The 18,517-nt window shown below is 58.0% G+C and carries 18 protein-coding genes; 1 reads left to right on the top strand and 17 read right to left on the bottom strand.

The annotated features are described in order from the left end of the window. Nucleotides 1–47: 47 nt before the first annotated feature. The 8 genes from ACT3TF_RS16165 to cbiE form a co-directional block, all read right to left on the bottom strand. Nucleotides 48–671, bottom strand: coding sequence for a hypothetical protein (locus tag ACT3TF_RS16165; RefSeq protein ID WP_444672552.1), 624 nt, complete (start codon nucleotides 669–671; stop codon nucleotides 48–50). A 651-nt stretch (nucleotides 672–1,322) separates the two neighbouring features. Continuing rightward, entirely contained in the window at nucleotides 1,323–1,604 is a 282-nt protein-coding gene (locus tag ACT3TF_RS16160) for a BrnA antitoxin family protein (protein ID WP_444672551.1), read from the bottom strand. Beyond that, nucleotides 1,525–1,815, bottom strand: coding sequence for a BrnT family toxin (locus ACT3TF_RS16155; RefSeq protein WP_096279472.1), 291 nt, complete (start codon nucleotides 1,813–1,815; stop codon nucleotides 1,525–1,527). The genes ACT3TF_RS16160 and ACT3TF_RS16155 overlap by 80 nt, the downstream gene beginning before the upstream one ends. A 158-nt stretch (nucleotides 1,816–1,973) precedes the next feature. Beyond that, on the bottom strand, nucleotides 1,974–2,414 hold the full coding sequence (locus ACT3TF_RS16150; protein ID WP_444672550.1) for a YtoQ family protein: 441 nt from the start codon (nucleotides 2,412–2,414) through the stop codon (nucleotides 1,974–1,976). 79 nt (nucleotides 2,415–2,493) lie between these two features. After that, nucleotides 2,494–3,258: a precorrin-6A synthase (deacetylating) gene (gene cobF, locus ACT3TF_RS16145; RefSeq protein WP_444672549.1), complete on the bottom strand. Its 765-nt coding sequence runs from the start codon at nucleotides 3,256–3,258 to the stop codon at nucleotides 2,494–2,496. Next, nucleotides 3,255–4,058, bottom strand: a complete 804-nt coding sequence (cobM, locus tag ACT3TF_RS16140; RefSeq protein WP_444672548.1) for a precorrin-4 C(11)-methyltransferase — start codon at nucleotides 4,056–4,058, stop codon at nucleotides 3,255–3,257. Before cobM ends, cobF begins: the two co-directional genes overlap by 4 nt. Then, nucleotides 4,055–4,447 carry a cobalamin biosynthesis protein gene (locus tag ACT3TF_RS16135; RefSeq protein WP_444672547.1) on the bottom strand — a complete coding sequence of 131 codons (393 nt, stop codon included), beginning with the start codon at nucleotides 4,445–4,447 and terminating at the stop codon, nucleotides 4,055–4,057. The genes cobM and ACT3TF_RS16135 overlap by 4 nt, the downstream gene beginning before the upstream one ends. Before the next feature lie 28 nt (nucleotides 4,448–4,475). Beyond that, nucleotides 4,476–5,684, bottom strand: coding sequence for a precorrin-6y C5,15-methyltransferase (decarboxylating) subunit CbiE (gene cbiE, locus ACT3TF_RS16130; protein ID WP_444672546.1), 1,209 nt, complete (start codon nucleotides 5,682–5,684; stop codon nucleotides 4,476–4,478). Here cbiE and ACT3TF_RS16125 point away from each other — a divergent pair. Continuing rightward, a complete protein-coding gene (locus ACT3TF_RS16125; protein WP_444672545.1) occupies nucleotides 5,683–6,420 on the top strand; it encodes a cobalt-precorrin-6A reductase in 738 nt (245 codons plus the stop codon). The genes cbiE and ACT3TF_RS16125 overlap by 2 nt on opposite strands. On the opposite strand, the gene cobJ is transcribed toward ACT3TF_RS16125, so the two are convergent. Genes cobJ through ACT3TF_RS16080 form a run of 9 tightly spaced genes read right to left on the bottom strand, consistent with a single transcriptional unit; the run spans nucleotide 6,409 to nucleotide 18,371 of the window. Beyond that, the gene (cobJ, locus tag ACT3TF_RS16120; protein WP_444672544.1) at nucleotides 6,409–7,182 is read right to left on the bottom strand and encodes a precorrin-3B C(17)-methyltransferase; all 774 of its coding nucleotides are present in this window, start codon (nucleotides 7,180–7,182) and stop codon (nucleotides 6,409–6,411) included. The genes ACT3TF_RS16125 and cobJ overlap by 12 nt on opposite strands. Beyond that, nucleotides 7,179–7,940: a precorrin-2 C(20)-methyltransferase gene (locus ACT3TF_RS16115; RefSeq protein ID WP_444672543.1), complete on the bottom strand. Its 762-nt coding sequence runs from the start codon at nucleotides 7,938–7,940 to the stop codon at nucleotides 7,179–7,181. The genes cobJ and ACT3TF_RS16115 overlap by 4 nt, the downstream gene beginning before the upstream one ends. After that, nucleotides 7,937–8,566, bottom strand: a complete 630-nt coding sequence (locus tag ACT3TF_RS16110; RefSeq protein ID WP_444672542.1) for a precorrin-8X methylmutase — start codon at nucleotides 8,564–8,566, stop codon at nucleotides 7,937–7,939. Before ACT3TF_RS16110 ends, ACT3TF_RS16115 begins: the two co-directional genes overlap by 4 nt. Further along, on the bottom strand, nucleotides 8,556–9,737 hold the full coding sequence (locus ACT3TF_RS16105; protein ID WP_441686658.1) for a cobalamin biosynthesis protein CobG: 1,182 nt from the start codon (nucleotides 9,735–9,737) through the stop codon (nucleotides 8,556–8,558). The genes ACT3TF_RS16110 and ACT3TF_RS16105 overlap by 11 nt, the downstream gene beginning before the upstream one ends. Beyond that, nucleotides 9,727–13,587 carry a cobaltochelatase subunit CobN gene (gene cobN, locus ACT3TF_RS16100; RefSeq protein WP_444672541.1) on the bottom strand — a complete coding sequence of 1,287 codons (3,861 nt, stop codon included), beginning with the start codon at nucleotides 13,585–13,587 and terminating at the stop codon, nucleotides 9,727–9,729. Before cobN ends, ACT3TF_RS16105 begins: the two co-directional genes overlap by 11 nt. Beyond that, nucleotides 13,587–14,684 carry a cobalamin biosynthesis protein CobW gene (gene cobW, locus ACT3TF_RS16095; protein ID WP_096279447.1) on the bottom strand — a complete coding sequence of 366 codons (1,098 nt, stop codon included), beginning with the start codon at nucleotides 14,682–14,684 and terminating at the stop codon, nucleotides 13,587–13,589. The genes cobN and cobW overlap by 1 nt, the downstream gene beginning before the upstream one ends. Beyond that, nucleotides 14,675–16,048, bottom strand: coding sequence for a cobyrinate a,c-diamide synthase (locus tag ACT3TF_RS16090; RefSeq protein ID WP_444672540.1), 1,374 nt, complete (start codon nucleotides 16,046–16,048; stop codon nucleotides 14,675–14,677). Before ACT3TF_RS16090 ends, cobW begins: the two co-directional genes overlap by 10 nt. Further along, entirely contained in the window at nucleotides 16,048–16,641 is a 594-nt protein-coding gene (gene cobO, locus ACT3TF_RS16085) for a cob(I)yrinic acid a,c-diamide adenosyltransferase (protein ID WP_444672539.1), read from the bottom strand. Before cobO ends, ACT3TF_RS16090 begins: the two co-directional genes overlap by 1 nt. Next, nucleotides 16,638–18,371 carry an AAA family ATPase gene (locus tag ACT3TF_RS16080; RefSeq protein ID WP_444672553.1) on the bottom strand — a complete coding sequence of 578 codons (1,734 nt, stop codon included), beginning with the start codon at nucleotides 18,369–18,371 and terminating at the stop codon, nucleotides 16,638–16,640. The genes cobO and ACT3TF_RS16080 overlap by 4 nt, the downstream gene beginning before the upstream one ends. Nucleotides 18,372–18,517: the final 146 nt, after the last annotated feature.

Raw genomic sequence — 18,517 nt, 5'->3', positions numbered from 1 at the left:
GCCTGAATTAAGCCGCGCCGCGAAGCGGCGTCGGCTTGAATGAACTGTTAGGCCTCATTGCGGCCATCCAAGTGCATCTGACAAAACTGTAAAGATGGCCCGGCCATTTGTCCCAGAAGTCCTTGATGCTCTTTAAGGAAATCGAGGAGTGATTGCGCCTTTTGCCTGTGGTATTTGAAGATGAAGTATGGGTCGATGTTAGCCCGATACAATGCAAGTGCCTCACAGTAGAGGCAAGTCAGTTTGTGCAGGCGCACAGTGGCGAGCTTAAACTCTTTTGCGTTGATGTAGCTAGGCTCGAGAAGCCCCCAGACAACATCTCCAAACTCAACGGTCTCTCCAGCGAGATTGTGTGCGGCGAGTCTGCGTTGGAGCCAGTGGCCAATTTCATCATCTGCTTTTGTTACGTGTGCAAGCAGATCGCGCTTAAGCATCTCGTGCTGAGCGGCCGATAGTTGCTCGCTCTGCAAGTGAATGGTGTAGACAAGTAGAAGAATGCTTAGAAAAGCTAGTAGTGCTCCAGCAACGCCGCCAAAGTAGTCTCCGAACTCGCCCCAGTCTTGACCATCTGTTGAGAGCGGCAATTCAAGCCCGACATATGCGTAATAGGCTCCGCTCACCGCAGCAATCAGCAGCAACCCAACTACAAAGACGAAGAGAATTCTAGACATGAGGCCTAACAGTGATTATATAGCCCGCCACATAACATTCTTGAATATGCTCGCGCATTTATTAACATCATCCAGCATCCAAAAACAACTCTAAACATCTGTTTTATATAGCACAGGCGCGACATTCGGCTATATATCAAAAATTCGCGTGTCCGCTCGTTTTGCTCTATTCAATCATACTTTATTGATAAATTTTGCTTCGGTCACCTGAAAACTTGATCGTGAGGGGTATCTATAGGTCTTAGGTGGCTGTTGGTTTGGGTGAAGTTACCGTTGCGCCCTGAGCCGCAACGCCTGCGCGGTGGGGAGTTGACGATGTGGGCATGTGGCTGAGCGGGGCTGCGGGTGCTGCCCTTCGCGGGTCCATTTTTAGCTCGTGCCTTCCCAAGGCGTTACCCGCATTACAGAGGCTGATTATTGTGGCGGAATATATCGCGCGCCAAAGCGCCCTCCCACAACACTTATTCAACACCACTAGTGCAGTGGCTATGTTTGTGGGAGGAGCTTTGGATTTATGCTTTGAGGACATAGCGCAGATTTTCGACGACTGGATCGGTAGTCGTACGCATGGCCTGGGCCTTGGCATCATCTGCTTTAAGCGAGCTTCTTCGCTGAGTAGGGTAATATAAGGCTAGGCCAGCGCCGCACCGTTTATTGCCATTCCAGCTTAAGGTCTTTATGTGACTGTGCGCAGTCGCGCAGGTAAAGATTAATCAAGCTTTGATAAGGCAGGTCTTTTTCTTCAGCGAGATGTTTGAAATACGAAATGGTGTCTTCATCCAGGCGGATCGTGACCTGCTTTTTAAGCTTTTTGGCGTATGGGTTTTTAACAGACTCTGAAAAATCATAATGATCACGCATATCTATATCCTTCGTAGGCTTTTCTCTCTCGTTTATCTGCCTTGCGCGCTGAAATAATGCGAATGGTCTCACCGTCTCTAATGCAGTGGCACACCACCAACAAGCGCGAATGAATGCTCGTCCCGAGCAGTATGAAGCGGTCCTCCTCTTCAGAATGATCAGGATCTGATATCAGACGGCCGAATTCATCAGTAAAAGCAGTTCTGACCTCTTGAAAGACGTCATGCTTTTTACGATTAGCGGCATTCTTACGTGGATCCCAGTCAAAGGTAAGACAACTCATAATTACGTTGTAGTTATATTATAAGTATTATCAAGCTATTGGAAATGATGATTCTTGGGGCAAGATCTTTGACGCGCCAAAGCGTGCGCTCATTAAATCAACGATTCAAAGTCGGAAATTCTACAGGCCGCTGAGGGCCTGCAGAATGTTTTGCAGGCTTATGCTTTCAGCACGTACTTGAGGGTTTCAACCACTTGATCTGTAGTAATGCACCAGGCTTGCGCACCCGCATCCACCTCTTTCAGCGGGTGAACGATGTCGTCGCTGTGCAGCGTCATGTAAGGCTTAGCGAGTGCGGCACAGTAGCCTGCATCAAAGGCGGCATTCCACTGTTTGTACTTGTCGCCAAAACGCACCACGACTAAATCGCTTTGCTCAATCAAAGTGCGAGTACGTATAGCGTTGACCTTAGACGACTGGTGGTCGCGCCAAAACTGATTGCTCTGCTCGCCCAGGTGGTCGCCTGCGGCGTCGCTGGCGTCGTGGTCGGTGACCGGGGCGGTAAAGACTATATCCAAGCCTGCGGCTTCTGCGCCACGCTGGATTTCATCGCGCCAGTCGGTGTGGATCTCGCCGGATAGGTAAACGTAAAAGCTCATGGCTTACTCCTTAAATATTGAATATCAGATAACTAAGTAGAGCCATTTTATGGAAAAACATTCCAACTTAATACCAGCGTTACAGTAGCGGGTGTTTGGCTAACAGATAGATATCCATAATCCAGCCATGTGCTTCACGCAGCGCAGCGCGGCGCTCAATAATCTCATCGTTTACTTCGCTTAGCGGGCCTTTGATCAAGCATTGCTTGTCCATCCCCAGGTAAGCTCCCCACCAGATGTAAGTATCTTCTTGCGGCAACGTGGCAAACGCCCCGCCGCTATCTAGCATGACGGCTACCGTGGCGGCATCGATTGGCCAGCCGCGTTCGCGCAGGCGGCGGCCGGTGGTTATTTGAACTGGCTCGGCGAGCGCGTTGAGGGGAATTTTGTGCTCGGCGGTGAGCACTTGCAGGCTGGTGATGCCGGGCACTACCTTGACCTCAACAGCGCGACCACTATCAGTCAGGCGCTTGGCAATACGCAGGCTGCTGTCATAAAGCGAAGGATCGCCCCACACCAACATGCCAACCCGGCCGCCGTTGGGTAAATGCTTATCCATGAGCTGTGCCCACACCCGCGCAATGGCGCTATGCCACTCGTCTACCGCGTTGAGGTACGCACACTTGGCATCGCGTGTGGGTAAATCGAACTCCACGATGTTGGCCTGTGTAGCGCTATCAAGCAGCTGTTCACACAGCAGCCGACGCAAGTCGAGCAGGTCTGCTTTCGCCTCGCCCTTGCGCGGCAGCAAAATCACATCGGCGCTGTTGAGCGCCCGCACCGCGGCTAAGGTAACGTGATCGGGGTTGCCAGTACCGATACCAATCAGCGAGAGCGCGATCATGCGCGGCCCTCGTCATCACCCATGCTGCCCGCAAACGGTGAATCCGCAGACTGCGGTCGAAAGCGGCGGTCGTAACCTACCGCGTATAGGCTGCTTTCCTGAAAATCGTCGTTTTCCAGCACCGGCCCTACCAGAATCAGCGCCGTGCGCTGCAAGGCGCCTGCGGCTAACGCTTCAATGCTGGAAAGACGGCCTCGAACCACTCGCTCATCGGGCCAGCTCGCCCGCCAAACGATAGCGACCGGGCACTGCGGGCCGTAAAACGGCGTTAAATCATTAACGACCTGCGCCAGATTATGCACGGAAAGGTGAATAGCCAGCGTAGCGCCGGTATTAGCGAAGTTAGCGAGGCTTTCACTGCTGGGCATCGCGCTGGCACGGCCCGGCGTGCGTGTTAGCACTAATGATTGCGCCACTCCTGGCAATGTTAGCTCTTGGCCCAGCGTTGCCGCCGCCGCCGCAAAGGAAGGCACGCCGGGGGTGACGCTGTAAGGAATATCAAGCGCACGCAGGCGGCGCAGCTGCTCGCCCATGGCCGACCACACCGACACATCGCCGGAGTGAAGCCGGGCGATATTCTGGCCCACAGCGTGGGCGGCTTGAATTTCATCAAGAATCTCATCCAGCGACAGCGGCGCCGTATTAACGATGCGCGCGCCTTCTGGGCAGTGCTCAAGAATCTGCTCGGGCACGAGTGACCCTGCGTAAAGGCATACCGGGCAGGCCGCGATTAAATCGCGCCCGCGCAGCGTGAGCAGGTCCGGTGCGCCGGGGCCTGCGCCAATAAAATGAACCGTCATGAAGTAACTCCTGTTGCCCGTGCCTTTGCCACTGCGGCCGTGGCTTTTCTGTCGGCTGAAATAATTCGCGGCCCCAGCAGCTGGGCACCGCTGCCAGCAGCCAAAAGCGCAACGGCTTCCGCCACGCTGCCGGTGCTCTTTGCCTGCTGGCTGTAAGCTGAGCGGGTAAGCGTCGCCATGCTGGCTAAGTCTTCGTCTGCCACCACGACAACCTCAAAGCAATGCTGGCGGCCGAGGCTTTCCACCAGCGGGCGCATCGCGTGAGTAACGGCCAATCGGTCGATATCGCCATATTGTTGGCAAAGCTGCTCAAGCGCCTGTTCTAGCGATGCCAGCGTTGCCTCTCGGCGAAAACCAAACCCGGCTATGAGCATCGGCGTAGTGTTCATCGGCGTACCTTCTGCATTGCTAGCCCTTTCAACGCACCACCCGCCACTGCACAATCGGGTAGCTGGCTTTCCAGCCCCGGCGCTGACCGATAGGCGCGGCAATGGCCAGTTCAAGGCGATAAAGATCGCCACCCACCGCCTGATGCCAGTGCGCGAGCAGCGCTTCTGATTCCAACGTAACGGCATTGACAACAACCCGCACGCCCGCTGGCAGACGCTGCCATAACTGTTCTAAAAGCGCTTGAGAAAGCCCGCCGCCGATAAACACCGCCTGCGGCAGCGGTGCACTCGCCAGCGCTTCCAGCGCATCGCCTTCTTTGACGTCTAGCCAGTCAACGCCAAGATGCTGGGCATTGCTGCGCGCCCGTGCGGCCCGCTCAGCGTGGTGTTCAAAACCAATGGCCTGATTGTCAGGGTGAGCTAGCAGCCACTCAATGGCGATGGAGCCTGAGCCGGTGCCAATATCCCACAGCCGATCACCGGGTTTAGGGGCCAGCGCTGCCAGCGTCATAGCTCGCACAGGCTGCTTGGTGATTTGCCCATCGTGGTCAAAAAAGCTGTCGGCAAGGCCGGGCGTGAGTGGAATAGGCGGGCCGTCACCGGCCACAAGAATGCCCAACGCTACCGGATGAGTGATATCCGGCGGCAGCGTCTCGCTCATACTCAGCGTGCGGATTCGCTGGTTATCATCGCCTAACGATTCAAGCAGGGTTAGCTGAGACTCCGCAAAGCCAAACCGCACGACAAGCGAGGCCAGTTCGGCCACCGCATCGGCGTCTCTTACCAACACCAGTAAGCGCCTGCCGGTATGCAGATAAGGGCGAATGCGGGTCAGCGGCTTGGCATGCAGGCCCAGGCAGGTGCAACGCTCTAACGGCCAAGCCAAATGCGAGGCCGCTAGGCTAAACGTTGAAGGCGAAGGAATGGCCATCCATTCGCTGGCAAGCAGGTGAGGCGCCAGGCTTGTGCCGGCACCAAACCAGAACGGGTCACCGGACACCAGCATCACGACTCGGCGGCCCCGCTCGTTCAGCAGCTCGGCAATACCGTCGGCAAACGGCACCGGCCACTCGCGAACCGCCGCATTGAGTGGCGGCAAAAGGCGCAAGTGGCGGCGCGCACCGAATACTACCTCGGCATCCGCCAGCTGCTGACGGCTTGCCGCCGTCAATCCCTCTGTGCCACTCTCCCCCCAGCCTAAAACTGTCAGCCAGGGAGTATTGTTAATCTCAGCCATGATAAACGTCCTGATTCTTGGCGGAACGAGTGAAGCCAACGCCCTGGCCTGCGCCGTTGCCGAACGTGGGCTTCCGGCCATCTTTAGCTACGCAGGCCGCGTCAGTGCACCCAAGCCCCAACCGCTTCCTACCCGCGTGGGGGGCTTTGGCGGCGTGGATGGCCTTATCGCGTTTATTAAGCACGCGGGTATTACCCATATCGTCGATGCCACCCACCCTTTCGCTGCGCAAATGAGCCGCAACGCGCTGAATGCCGCGGCGCAAAGCGGTGTGGCTATGCTGGCCTTAACTCGCCCCGCTTGGCAGCCTAAGCAAGGCGACCGATGGCAGCCAGTGGCGAGCATTGATGATGCCGTGGCCGCGTTGGCCGGCCCACCCCAGCGCGTGCTGCTAGCGATTGGTCGTCTACATCTGAAAGCGTTCAGCGCGCAGCCCCAGCATCACTACGTGCTGCGGCTGATTGACCCGCCAACTGAAACGCCGCCGCTGACTCATTTTACCACCACGCTAGACAGAGGCCCGTTCACTCTCGATGGCGATTTAGCGCTGCTAAAAACGCAGCGTATCGAGCGTATTGTTTGCAAAAACGCTGGCGGCGAAGGCGCCGCGGCTAAGCTTGCGGCTGCGCGCCAACTGAAGATACCCGTAATGATGATCGAACGGCCGATGCTGCCAGCGCGTCGTGAAGTTCATTGTGTCGATGACGTGCTTACGTGGATTAACTCAGCATACTGACCTTGGGGTATACACCAGCGGAGCCTGGTCTTCATCCGCGCCGGGGGTTTTCATTCGGTCAATTCGGCGCGTTTGGCTAGAGCCGACAATCACCAGCGTGCGCATATCAGCCATTTCTGGCGTTGCTTCGGCCAGGGTCGTCACGCTAATCGCCTCATCTGGCGTGGAAACCGCTCGGGCAAAGATGATCAAACGCTCGGACTCACACACCTCACGCAATACCTTCAACGTGCGCTCAAACCCCACCGGCCTTGCCTTGGAACGCGGGTTGTAAAACGCCATGGCGAAATCGGCCTCTGCCGAGAGACGCAGGCGCTTTTCAATCAGCGACCAGGGCTTAAGGTTGTCGGATAAATTAATACAGCAAAAATCATGGCCGAGCGGTGCGCCTGCCCGTGCGCTGGCTGCCAGCATGGCGGAAATACCCGGCAACACCTGAATATCTATTGATCGCCAGCGCGAGTCGCCTGCCTCTAGCGCCTCAAACACGGCGGATGCCATGGCAAAAACACCCGGGTCGCCGGAGGAAACCACTGCCACGCGATGCCCCTCAAACGCGAGCTGCAGCGCCTGTTCAGCACGATTAATCTCTTCGCGATTATCTGAACCATGGCGAATAAGCCCTTCACGTGGCGCGACCCGATTAACGTAGGGCACATAGCCCACCACATCCGATGCCTCTAACAGCGCGGCCGAGACCTCGGGCGTGATCATGCTCGCCGCCCCCGGACCTAAGCCAACAATTTTTAGCCATCCGCTCATGGGCGCCTGCCGTTGCCGTGGATCAGCACAATCGAGAAATAAGGCACGTTCTGAGTTCCTTCAGCTAGCGGATCAAGATCGCTTAGCGGCAGCACGCGCTGCTGCGCCATCGCCGCGTACTCGATTAGCCACGCCTGATGCTCACGTCCAGCCGTTACCAGCGCCCGTCGCAGCTTGTTAAGGTTGCGGCCGATTTTCATGACGACCAGCGCGTCGGTCTGGGCGATCCGCTCCGCCAGTGCTTGCTCAGGGAGCGTTGCCATGAGGACGGTCAGAATGTCATCGCCCCAGGTGATCGGCTGCCCGGTAGCGGTCCAGGCCGCCGACATACCGGTAATTCCCGGCACTACTGAAACCGATACCTGGTTAAGTAGCCGCGTATAGAGATGCATAAACGAGCCGTAGAAGAACGGATCGCCTTCGCAGAGCACCACCACGTCGCAGCCGGCGTTGGCCATCTCAATCAGCTGGGCAACGCTCTGCTCATAAAAAGACGACAGCAAGGCGTTATAGCGCGGGTCATCCACCGGAATTTCCGTGGTCACCGGATATTCCATGGGCAGCTCAATAACATCCGGTGCCAGCAGGCCTTCAACGATGCTGCGCGCATGGCCTTTACGGCCCTTCTTACGAAAATAGGCAATGTGCGTGGCCTGGCGAATCAACCGGTCGGCCCGCACGCTCATTAGGTCCTGACTCCCCGGCCCCAGGCCAACGCCCACAATGCTTCCCTGGGTCGTTCGGATTCCCTGGATCATTCGCTACGATCCGCCAGCGCATTGAGGGCTGCGACCGTCACCGCGCTGCCGCCTAAGCGGCCGCGCACGATACAGCAGGGGATGGCGAAATTCTCCCACAGCGCCTGCTTTGATTCCGCCGCCCCCACAAACCCGACCGGGCAGCCGATCACCGCCGATGGGCGCGGGCAGCTAGGGTCTTCGAGCATATTTAAAAGATGAAACAGCGCGGTCGGCGCATTGCCAATCGCCACCACGGCACCTTCAAGATGCGGACGCCAAAGTTCAAGCGCCGCCGCCGAGCGGGTATTAGCCATCTGTTGAGCCATGCCCGGCACGCGTTCATCGCGCAGGGTACAGATCACCTCGTTGTTGGCCGGCAAGCGCTTGCGGGTAATGCCTTCCGAGACCATATGCGCATCGCAGAGAATCGGCGCGCCCTGCTCTAATGCTGAGCGTGCGCGGTTAACCGCATCGTTTTGAAAATGAATATGCGCGGCAAGTTCGACCAGCCCGGCGGCGTGAATCATACGAACTGCTACCGGCTCTTCTTCTGGCGAAAAGCGGCTCAGTTCTGCTTCGCGTCGGATAATCGCAAAAGATTCACGGTAAATCGCCGGTCCGCTTGTTTCGTACTTATAGGGCACCCAAATTCTCCAGATATGCAGTTACCTCAGCATCACTGAGGCCTGTCTGAACCGGCGTGCTGTCGGCACGGCCGTTGACGATAAGATTAAATTTTCCAGCATGGCCCACTAAACAGACCGCTGCAGCCTGTTGCCGGGCGCAGCCCTTGGCGCAGCCCGACACGTGAAGAGACGTTTCTACCAGGCCACTCAATCGCTCAGCCAATGGCTGCGTGGCAACACTTGCCTGTGCGCAGTAAGGCGCGCCGGGGCAAGCATCTATCAATAGTCGCGAGTCACTACTATCGCTGATCAAGCCTTCTACCGCGGGTAATGCTGTGCTTTCAGTCAGCGCTTGCTTGACCACTAAACGCCGCCAGGGTGTGACGCGTAGGTGAGTCACAGACGCCGGGGTCACGGCTTTGCGCCAGGCGGTGGCCGGCGCACGGCCAAACGGCAGCCCATAGATCATCCCAAAGGCCTGTTTACCAAGTGCGCGGCTTGCCGCTGGCTGCGCCGGGCGCACGCTGGCGGGTGCCCACGGGGGCAACGCTACCTGGTGTCGGCGCATGCGCCCTGCCTGGCTTCCGCCGCTTTCCACAAACCAATGTGTCAGGCGGATCAAGTGCTCAACGGCGGCCTCAATCGAGTCCACTGGCGTGCCATGCTGGTGCCCCTCTGCGCGCACCATCAAGCCACCCGATTCTGAACGTTCAATACGAAAATCTGCCGCAGCGTCGCTCAGTACCGAGGCGTCTCCTGCATCAATCGCAATGCCGACCTTGCCTGGCATGATGGCGAGCGCATTGCGCCTTGCTTGCAACAAACGTGCACCGGTGTGCGTGTCATCGCCTATTTGCCAGCCGGGGGCCAGCATGATGGGCGGCAGGCGCTCGGCCTCTGGGCTGGCATCCACCAGGCCATTTTCGATCAGAAAATCCATGAGCGCAGGCCAGCTAGCGTCGGTTACTCCGCGCAGCTGGATATTGGCTCGGCTGGTGAGCTCTATTAAGCCATTACCAAACGTATCTGCCGCTTCACATAGGGCCAGCACCTGGGTAAGTGAAAGCTCGCCCATGGGCGGGCGAACTCTTACCAGCAGGCCATCGCCGGTTTGCATAGGCTGCCACGCGCCGGGGCACCAGCCTTTGACACGCGGGCTGAGCGCCTCTGCGCGCGTGTTAATGGCCATAGCGGCCGGTCTCTTTGGCTTCATCTATTGCCAGCAGCAGGTCTTGCAGCGCCTGCCCCTGCTCGCCTGGATCTTGCCACATGCCGCGCTGGGCCGCTTCAAGCAGCCGTTCGGCCATTTCCTCAAGCGCGGCAGGATTATGCTCACGCAAAAACTGCTGGCTGGCCGGGTCAAGCACGAAGGCCTCGCTGATCTGGGCGTACTGATAGTCCGCGACTAAATCAGTGGTGGCGTCGTAGGCAAACAGATAGTCCACGGTGGCGGCCATTTCAAACGCGCCTTTGTAGCCATGCTCGCGCATCGCATTTATCCACTTAGGATTCAGCACACGCGAGCGAATAACGCGGGCAAGCTCTTCTTTCAGCGTGCGAATCTTGGGGGCGGCCGGGTTAGCGTGATCCGCGTGATAAATGGTCGGCGCATTGCCGCTTAGCGCACGAGTGGCATTGGCCATGCCGCCTTGAAAAGCGTAATAGCTGTTGGAGTCAAGAATATCGTGCTCGCGGTTATCCTGGTTTTGCATCACCGCGTCCAGCCCTTTGAGCTGCTGTTCAAACGCCTTGCGTGCGCCAACGCCCGACTCTTTAAACTGCCCATAGGCGTAGGCGCCTGCGTCTAAATACGCCTCGGCCAAATCGTCAGCACTGTTCCAAGCGCGGCTTTCGATCAGCCGATTAAGACCGGCGCCGTACTCACCGGGCTTGCTGCCAAAAATACGGTAGCGGGCCTGCTGAGCGGCGCTTTCAGAAGACATTCCTTGAGCTTCAAGCGTGCGCTGCTGGCTGAGCACGGCCGTTCGAATGGTATTGCTGTCGCCCGGCTCTTGATACTCGGCAACGGCTTGCACCGCGGCATCGAATAGCCGAATGACGTTAGGAAACGCGTCACGGAAAAAGCCGGAAACGCGCAAGGTGACGTCGACGCGCGGGCGGTTCAGCAGCATCGATGGAATCACTTCAAAATCGAACACCCGCTGCGAGCCCAGCGACCATTTAGGCCGCACGCCCATCAGCGCGAAGGCCTGGGCGATGTCATCCCCGCCGGTACGCATAGTGGCGGTGCCCCAAATCGACAGACCCAGACGGCGCGGGTAGTCGCCGTTATCCTGCAGGTAGCGCTCTACGAATGCCTGCGCTGATTTCTGCCCCAGCGTCCAGGCTGCCGGAGAGGGAATCGAGCGGTTATCCACGCTAAAGAAGTTACGCCCAGTTGGCAGCGTGTCTAGCCGCCCTCGGCTAGGCGCGCCGCTTGGCCCAGCGGGCACGAACAGACCGTCCAGCCCATCCAACAGCGACTGAATCTCCATTTTTACGCCGCGCTGCATAGCGACCCACAGATGTTCGCGGGCATAGCGCAGCTGCTCCGCGGTGGCAGGATAGCCATGGGCGAGTTCAACGAGGCAGCCCTGGGCGAGCACATAGTCGGTAATGAGCTGCTCGGCCAATAGTTCCAGCCGCTCACGGGTATCCGCACCGGTTCGCCAAGCATCGCTGAGCTGGCTGGCCAATAGTGCCGGGCGCGGGCCGTTCCAGGGTTCACTGCTGGCCGCCAGCGGGTCAAAGGGGGAAGCTTCGTTCGATAGCCCCAGGTCATCGGCTAGATTATGCAGCAGGCCGCGCTGAGCAGCCGCCTCGCCACGGGGCAGCCTCAATAGCGCTACCAGCGTACCCGCTAGCTTCTCCTGGGGTGGCAGCGTGCCGAGAATGTGCAGGCCGTGGCGTATCTGCGACTCTTTAATATCGCAAAGGAACGTATCCAGCTCATTGAGAATCTCGCTGTCACAGCTGCTATCAACAGCGCGGGCAAGTTCCTGGTCGATACCGGTTGCGCGCAGGTGGCTTAAAATCTGCTCACGAATCAGCGCTTCGCGCCGGGGGTCCATATCCAGCGCCTGATAATACTCATCACACAGCGCTTCAAGCTCGGCCATCGGCCCGTACAGTTCAGCCCGCGCCAGAGGCGGCATTAGGTGATCAATGATCACCGCTTGGCTTCTACGCTTAGCCTGGGCACCTTCACCGGGGTCGTTGACGATAAACGGGTAGAAATGCGGCAGCGGCCCCAGCGCGATATCCGGCCAGCAGTCGGCACTTAGCGCCGTGCTTTTGCCCGGTAGCCATTCTAAATTGCCGTGCTTGCCCACGTGCACCACGGCATCAACGTGATAGTGCTCGCGTAGCCAAAGATAAAACGCCAAGTAGCTATGCGGCGGTACCAACTGCATATCGTGGTACGACTGCGTTAAGTCAATGTTCGGGTCGTCACAAAACTCACGTTCAGGCTGAATACCGACGAACGTTTCACCCAGGCGAATACCGGAAATCATCAGCCGCCCCTGCCGGCATTTGGTGTCATCTGCGGGTGCGCCCCAGCGTGCCCACACGGCTTCTTGGAGCGTGGCGGGCAGCGTTTGAAACCAGCTTAAATACTCATCAACGCCAATACTTTGCCAGCAAACGCGCTGGTCGAGGCTTTCGTGATCATTGGTGACTGCACCCTGCAGCAGGCGAATCAACGCATCGCCATCACTAGGGATATCGTTGACCGGGTAGCCCGATGAAGCCAGCGCGTTTATGAGTTTTAGCGTTGAAGCGGGTGTATCCAGCCCCACGCCATTGCCAATACGCCCATCGCGGTTGGGGTAATTCGCCATGATCAGCGCGACACGTTTTTCAGCGTTGGGCGTTTGCCGCAGGTCGCAAAACCGACGTGCCAGCGTGGCGACAAACGCTGCGCGTTCAGGATGCAGTGTGTGATGCGTGACCGACAGCTGACTGCGGGCATTGTAGTGTGCTTCGGCCTTAAACCCGACGGCGCGAGTGATGATGCGCCCGTCCATTTCAGGTAGCACTATCTGCATCGCCACGTCGCGGCTATGTAGCCCCGCGGCCATTGCCTGCCAGTCCTCAGCTGTGCTACTGGCCATCATGGCCTGGAGCACCACGGGACTGCCGACAAACAGGCTGCCCGAGTCATCACTGCCCTGCTCGCTACTGAGGGCATCGACTTCGTCGGTATTACGGTTGACCGAAAAGCTGGTGGTATTGATCACCAGCATGGCACCGGTTTGCTCAATAAGATGATTGGCAAACACGATACAGGGCCCCTCTTTTAGCGATGCTACGGCCACGGCTAACGGCTCAAGCCCTTGGGCTTTAAGCGCATCAATCATGCCGTCGGGCACGGCGGTATTGCCGCCCTGCAGATGGCTGCGATAAAACAGCAGCAAGCAAACAGGCCGCTCAGCAACACGCTGATCACGCCATTCACTTAAGCTCACCGCCTGGCGCCCGCTTGCCTGCGGTGCATAGATAACCGCCGCCGGGATCACCTTCGGCTCTTGCCACGGCTGAGCGTGGGCTAAACACTCGCTACCCACAAAGCGCAGCAGCTGCTCGGCATTGTCAACGCCGCCTTCGCGCAGGTAGCGCCACACGCGGTAGGCAGCGTCAAAGCTCACGCTCGAATCGTTCAGTAGCGCATCGTCCGGTGCATCGCAGCCGGGCACCATAATCAGCTGGCGCTCAGGTTTCGCCGCAGCCCAGGCCAACAAGCGCTCATGGCCGTAGGGCCAATAGCCCTTGCCGCCTAACAGCGAAACGATGACCAGCCTGGCTTTTTCAAGCACGCGATCTTCGTAGAGATCAAAGGCCGCCGGTTTTACCAGATTCATCCAATTCGCCAGCCTCACCGACGGGTAATCATCGCCCAGGCGGTCAACCGCCTGAGCCAGCGCCGACAGGTTACTGTCAGCCGCTGACATAATGACGACCTCGGCGGGGCTTTGTTGCAGGTCGACGATACCTTCATCGTCAACAAAGCCCCCAGGCTTGGCAGCGAAAAGATGCATTAAGCGCTGACCGTGCGCTCAGCGCTGGATAGCGCCGCCTGAATATCGTCGCGGTTAAGCGCTTTACCAATAATGACCAGCTGGGTTTGGCGGCGCTCATCCTGCCCCCAAAGCCTGTCGAAGTAGCCGTCTAGCCGTTCGCCTACCGCTTGAATTACTCGGCGCATCGGCTTGCCGGGAACCGCCGCAAAGCCTTTAGCCCGATAGATTTCTTGTGTTTCTAGCAGCTGCTGAAGCTGGGCTGCCAGAACGTCGGCATCGACTTCGCCGAGCGTTATCACGCAAGAATCAAAATGATCGTGGGCGTGGTCGTGGTGCGCGCCTTCGGCGTGATGTTTGTCGTGGTGGTTGGCGATACGGTCGATGTTCTCTTCGCTGGCCGCGCCAATGCCCATTAATGCCTCTAGCTGCGCGGTGTCGGTCGCCAGCGTTTGGTCGATAAAGAGGATTTTGACCGACGCTGGCACCCGCGCTTTTACTAGCGTCTCCACGCGGGCCTTTTCCTCTGCGCTTAGCAGGTCGGTCTTGGTGACCAAGACTAAATCCGCGGCGCTGAGCTGATCGTCAAGCAGTTCACGCAGGCTCGGGTCGTGATCAAGGCTTTCGTCAGCTAAACGCTGCGCAGCCACTTTACCTTCGTCGCTGGCAAAACGGCCGGCGGCCACGGCAGGCCCATCGATAACGGTAATAATTGCATCTACGGTGCAGTGGCTGCGCACTTCCGGCCAGTTAAATGCCTGCACCAGCGGCTTGGGCAGCGCCAGCCCGCTGGTTTCAATTAAAATGTGGTCGATATCATTACGCCGTGCGACCAGCTTTTTCATCACTGGCAAAAATTCTTCTTCCACCGTGCAACAGATACAGCCATTGGCCAGCTCGTAAATACTGCCGTCCTCGCCGTCCATCGGCTGTTCGCCTTCGCAACCGAGCGCGCAGCTACGCAGCAGGCTCGAATCTATGTCCTGCTCGCCAAATTCGTTGACGATCACCGCAATGCGCTTGCCGGTCACTTGACGCAGAATATTGGCCAGCAGCGTCGTTTTACCGCTGCCGAGAAAACCGGTGACGACCGTGGCGGGGATTTTATTTAGCTGCATGCGTTAAATTCCTCTGTGGCGCTAGGCTGCGCTGATGCTGCTGAGCCGCTGAACAGGCTCGCGACCGCGGCAGGATTATTAGGAAAGAAAAAGTGAAGATACGATGCGGTTAACTGGCGCTGGCGATAAATCGGCTCACCCGGCGCGGGGTGGCGCTGACGGCGGCCGTGGGCAATGGGCTCAGGCGTTCCTTCCGCCATTGAGCGATGATGCGCATGCCCGCGAAGGGCACCTTCCGCCAAGTCGGCGGTTTGCATTCCCTGGCAGCCTCTTCGTCCGCGCATGGCGCCTTGCCCTGGCAGCAGACCCAGCATCGTATGGGTGTTTTCGTCGTAGTCGGTCAGCGTGTCCAAACAGTAGAGCATGCCGCCACACTCAGCGAGAATGGGCTTGCCTGCGCTATAAAAGCGCTGAATATCCTCGCGCATGCTGGCATTCTCAGCCAACGTTGACGCATGCAACTCTGGGTAACCACCGGGCAGCCAAAGCGCATCGCACAAAGGCAAACGGCGGTCGGCCAGCGGTGAGAAAAAGCATAGCTTCGCGCCCATCTGCTCAAGCAGGTCCAAATTGGCCTGGTAGATAAAGCTAAACGCCGCATCTTTAGCCACACCAATGGTCTGGCCCGCCAGCGAAGATGGCACTGACGGCACATGGCCTTGCGCAGCGGTGAACGTTACGGGTGCTATTTTCATCAGCGCCGTCGCCAGCCCGGCGGCGTCTAATGCGCTGGCGGCCGCTTCAAAGCGCGCTTCCAAATCATCACGAATCTCGTCTGCCTGAACCAACCCCAGGTGACGTTCGGGAAGCGTTAAGGCGGGGTCGCGCGGCAATGCGGCAAGTAGCGGAATCGAGGGCGGTAGCGCTGACTCAATCAGCTCGCGATGTCGCTGCGTGCCGCAGGCGTTGGCGATCATGCCTGCGATGTGAAGGTCATCACGAAAGCCTGCAAGGCCCGACATCAAGGCGGCCGCCGTTTGTGCCATGCCTTTAACGTCCATCACGATCACCAGCGGCAACTCGAACAGCGCAGCCAAATCGGCGCTGGAAGGCTCGCCATCGAAAAGGCCCATGGCGCCTTCCACCAAAATAATATCGGCACTCACCGCCGCTTGATAAAAACGCTGCCGGCAGTAGGCCTCGCCGGCCATCCACAGATCTAGCTGGTCTACGGGCTGGCCCGATGCTTGCGCCAATATTTGCGGGTCCAGATAATCAGGGCCAGTTTTAAAGACTCTGACCACTTTGCCCTGGTTGCGCAGCAGGCGTGCCAGCCCCGCCGTGACGGTTGTTTTGCCCTGCCCTGAAGAAGGTGCGGCGATAAATAGTGCCGGGCAGCTAGCGCTTGGCAAAGATGTCGTCATCAGTACTCGATCCCCGCCTGAGCTTTAACGCCGTTACGAAACGCGTGACGGTCATCCTGTACGGTGCTGATGGTATCGGCGATTTCCTGCAGCGGCAGCGCCATGGTTCGGCCGGTGATAATCACATTTTGGTGGGCGGGTCGGCGTAAAAGCGCCTCGACGATAGGCGCGGTGTCTAAATAGCCGTATTTGAACATGTAGCTCATTTCGTCCAATACGATAACGTTGTAGGCAGGGTCTTCTAACAGCCCCCGGGCGATTTCCCAGGCGGCTTCGGCGGCTTCGATATCGCGCTGTCGATCCTGAGTTTCCCAGGTAAAGCCCTGGCCCATAATGTGCCAGTCAAGCTGAGGGTGATCGCGAAAAAACAGATATTCACCGGTCTCACGGCGGCCTTTAATAAACTGAATGACCGCGCCTTTTTGGCCATGACCTAACGAACGCGCCAGCGTACCGAAAGCAGAACTGCTCTTTCCTTTGCCGTTTCCTTTTAGCAAAATCAATACACCGCGCTCTTCAGATGCACGCGCTATTCGCTCGTCGATAACTTCTTTCTTACGCTGCATACGGTCTAGGTGGCTGCTATCGCTCATGCTGGCTCCTGGGTGGGCGGTGTCCAATAGAGTGCGCCAAGCTGCTGAGCAAGACGCGCTGCCTGGCCACGTTTAACGAAGGACTGTTCGGTATCCATGACCACGCAGTCGCCAAGCGGCGGCAGGCCAGCGACGGACTCTCGGGTACGCCCATCGGTCATTAGGTAGGTACGGATAAGTAAGCCGGGGTCGCGGCGCTGCCACTGACGAATCAACTGGCCTGCGTGAGCAACCGCTTTACGTAGCGGTGTGCCGCCGCCGCCATCGGTGGCATTCAATAAGGCTTGCACACTTTTGGGAGCACGCTGTCGTGGCAGTAGGCACGTCAGCGTGTCGTTACCAAACCCGACTATCGCCACTTGCTCACGAACTGAATAAGCTTGACGAGTAAGGCTATCGACCCATCCTTTGGTCTGGCCCAAAAGCCGCTTACCGAGCGTCGAGCCGGAGGTATCAAGCAATACCAAATGCACCAGTGGCTGACCGGTTCGCGCCTTGCGATAGCGCAGCTGACGCCAGGGCCACTGGCCGCGATTAGCGATCAAAGTGCCAAACCAATCGGGGCGAAATGCTGCCGCTGGCGGCTTATTGGCTCGCCCCTGCCCCAGCGCAAGGCCCTTACGCGTGCTGCCGTTAAGCAGCGAGTGTTTTCCAAAGGGCCGAGCTAATAATGCAGGCAGCGTAAGCGGCTGACTTTCTAGCATGTTCTGCGCCATGGGCGGCATAGCGCCCCATTGCCCGTGTGAAGCTGAGTGCTCGTCAGTATTGCTTGACGACGCTGAGCTGCCGGAGTCTTGGCCCGATTCTTGAGGCGATGACGGTGAAGATGGCGGCGGTGAAGTTGGCGGCTCAGCAGACTTATCTTCAGCGCGCGTACGCCGATGGGCCAGCACCCACGGCTCAACGCTATCGACATCTTCCTGGCTGATCGTCGTATCACCACGCCAGGCAGCGTGGGCCTGCGCAGCGCGGTGCCAGGTGACATCGGCGCGCATACCTTCAACCCCTGCTGCTTCGCAGCGCTTAGCGATGTGCTCGTAAACCCAGGCAGATGCCGTTACCGTCGCCAGCCCTCGGCGCGCATGCTCTACACGGCTGACGAGCGCAGCTTGTTCGTCGGCAAAGCCTGCTATAAAACCAGCGGGATCGCGATCAAAGGCATCGCGCTGCTGCACAATGGCGATGCGCGCTTCAATACTGACGTTAGGCGGCTGCTCAAGGCACAGTCCAAAGCGGTCAAGCAACTGGGGGCGAAGCTCGCCCTCATCGGGGTTCATGGTGCCGATTAGGCTAAAGCGCGCTGGATGCGAATGGCTAATGCCGTCGCGTTCGACGATGTTGATACCGCTGGCCGCGACATCGAGCAGTAAATCGACCAGCGTATCGGCCAGTAAATTCACTTCATCGACGTATAAAATCCCGCCATCGGCTTTGGCCAATAGCCCTTCATGGAACGTGGCTTCACGCTCAGTGAGTATCTTTTGCAGATCAAGGCTGCCGGTTAGGCGGTCTTCGCTGGCGCCAAGCGGCAAGGTGACAAACGGTGGTTTTCGCTTCTCGCCCTCAGGCAAAATGGCCGCTAGCGCCCGCGCAAGGGTCGATTTCGCGCTACCGCGTGGCCCGCTAATCAGCACCCCGCCAATACGCGGATTAATCACGTTCAGCAGCAGCGCTGTTTTAAGCGACGTCTGACCGACCACGGCGGTAAAGGGAAACTCAACCACAGGCATCACCATGGGCAAAAGGAGCCAAGTTAATACATTAAACGGCGTAGGGACACCGCCTCACGCGTGAAAATTATTCATACCTGACAAGAACATAACGATAGAGCCAAGCGTTAAGAAAGTGACTACAATGACCGCCCAGTATAGTGGAA

The organism is Halomonas sp. AOP25-F1-15 (assembly GCF_052378675.1).
GTDB lineage: Bacteria > Pseudomonadota > Gammaproteobacteria > Pseudomonadales > Halomonadaceae > Vreelandella > Vreelandella casei.
The sequence above is the reverse complement of the archived record's forward strand: the minus strand, read 5'-3'. Positions and strand labels throughout refer to the sequence as shown.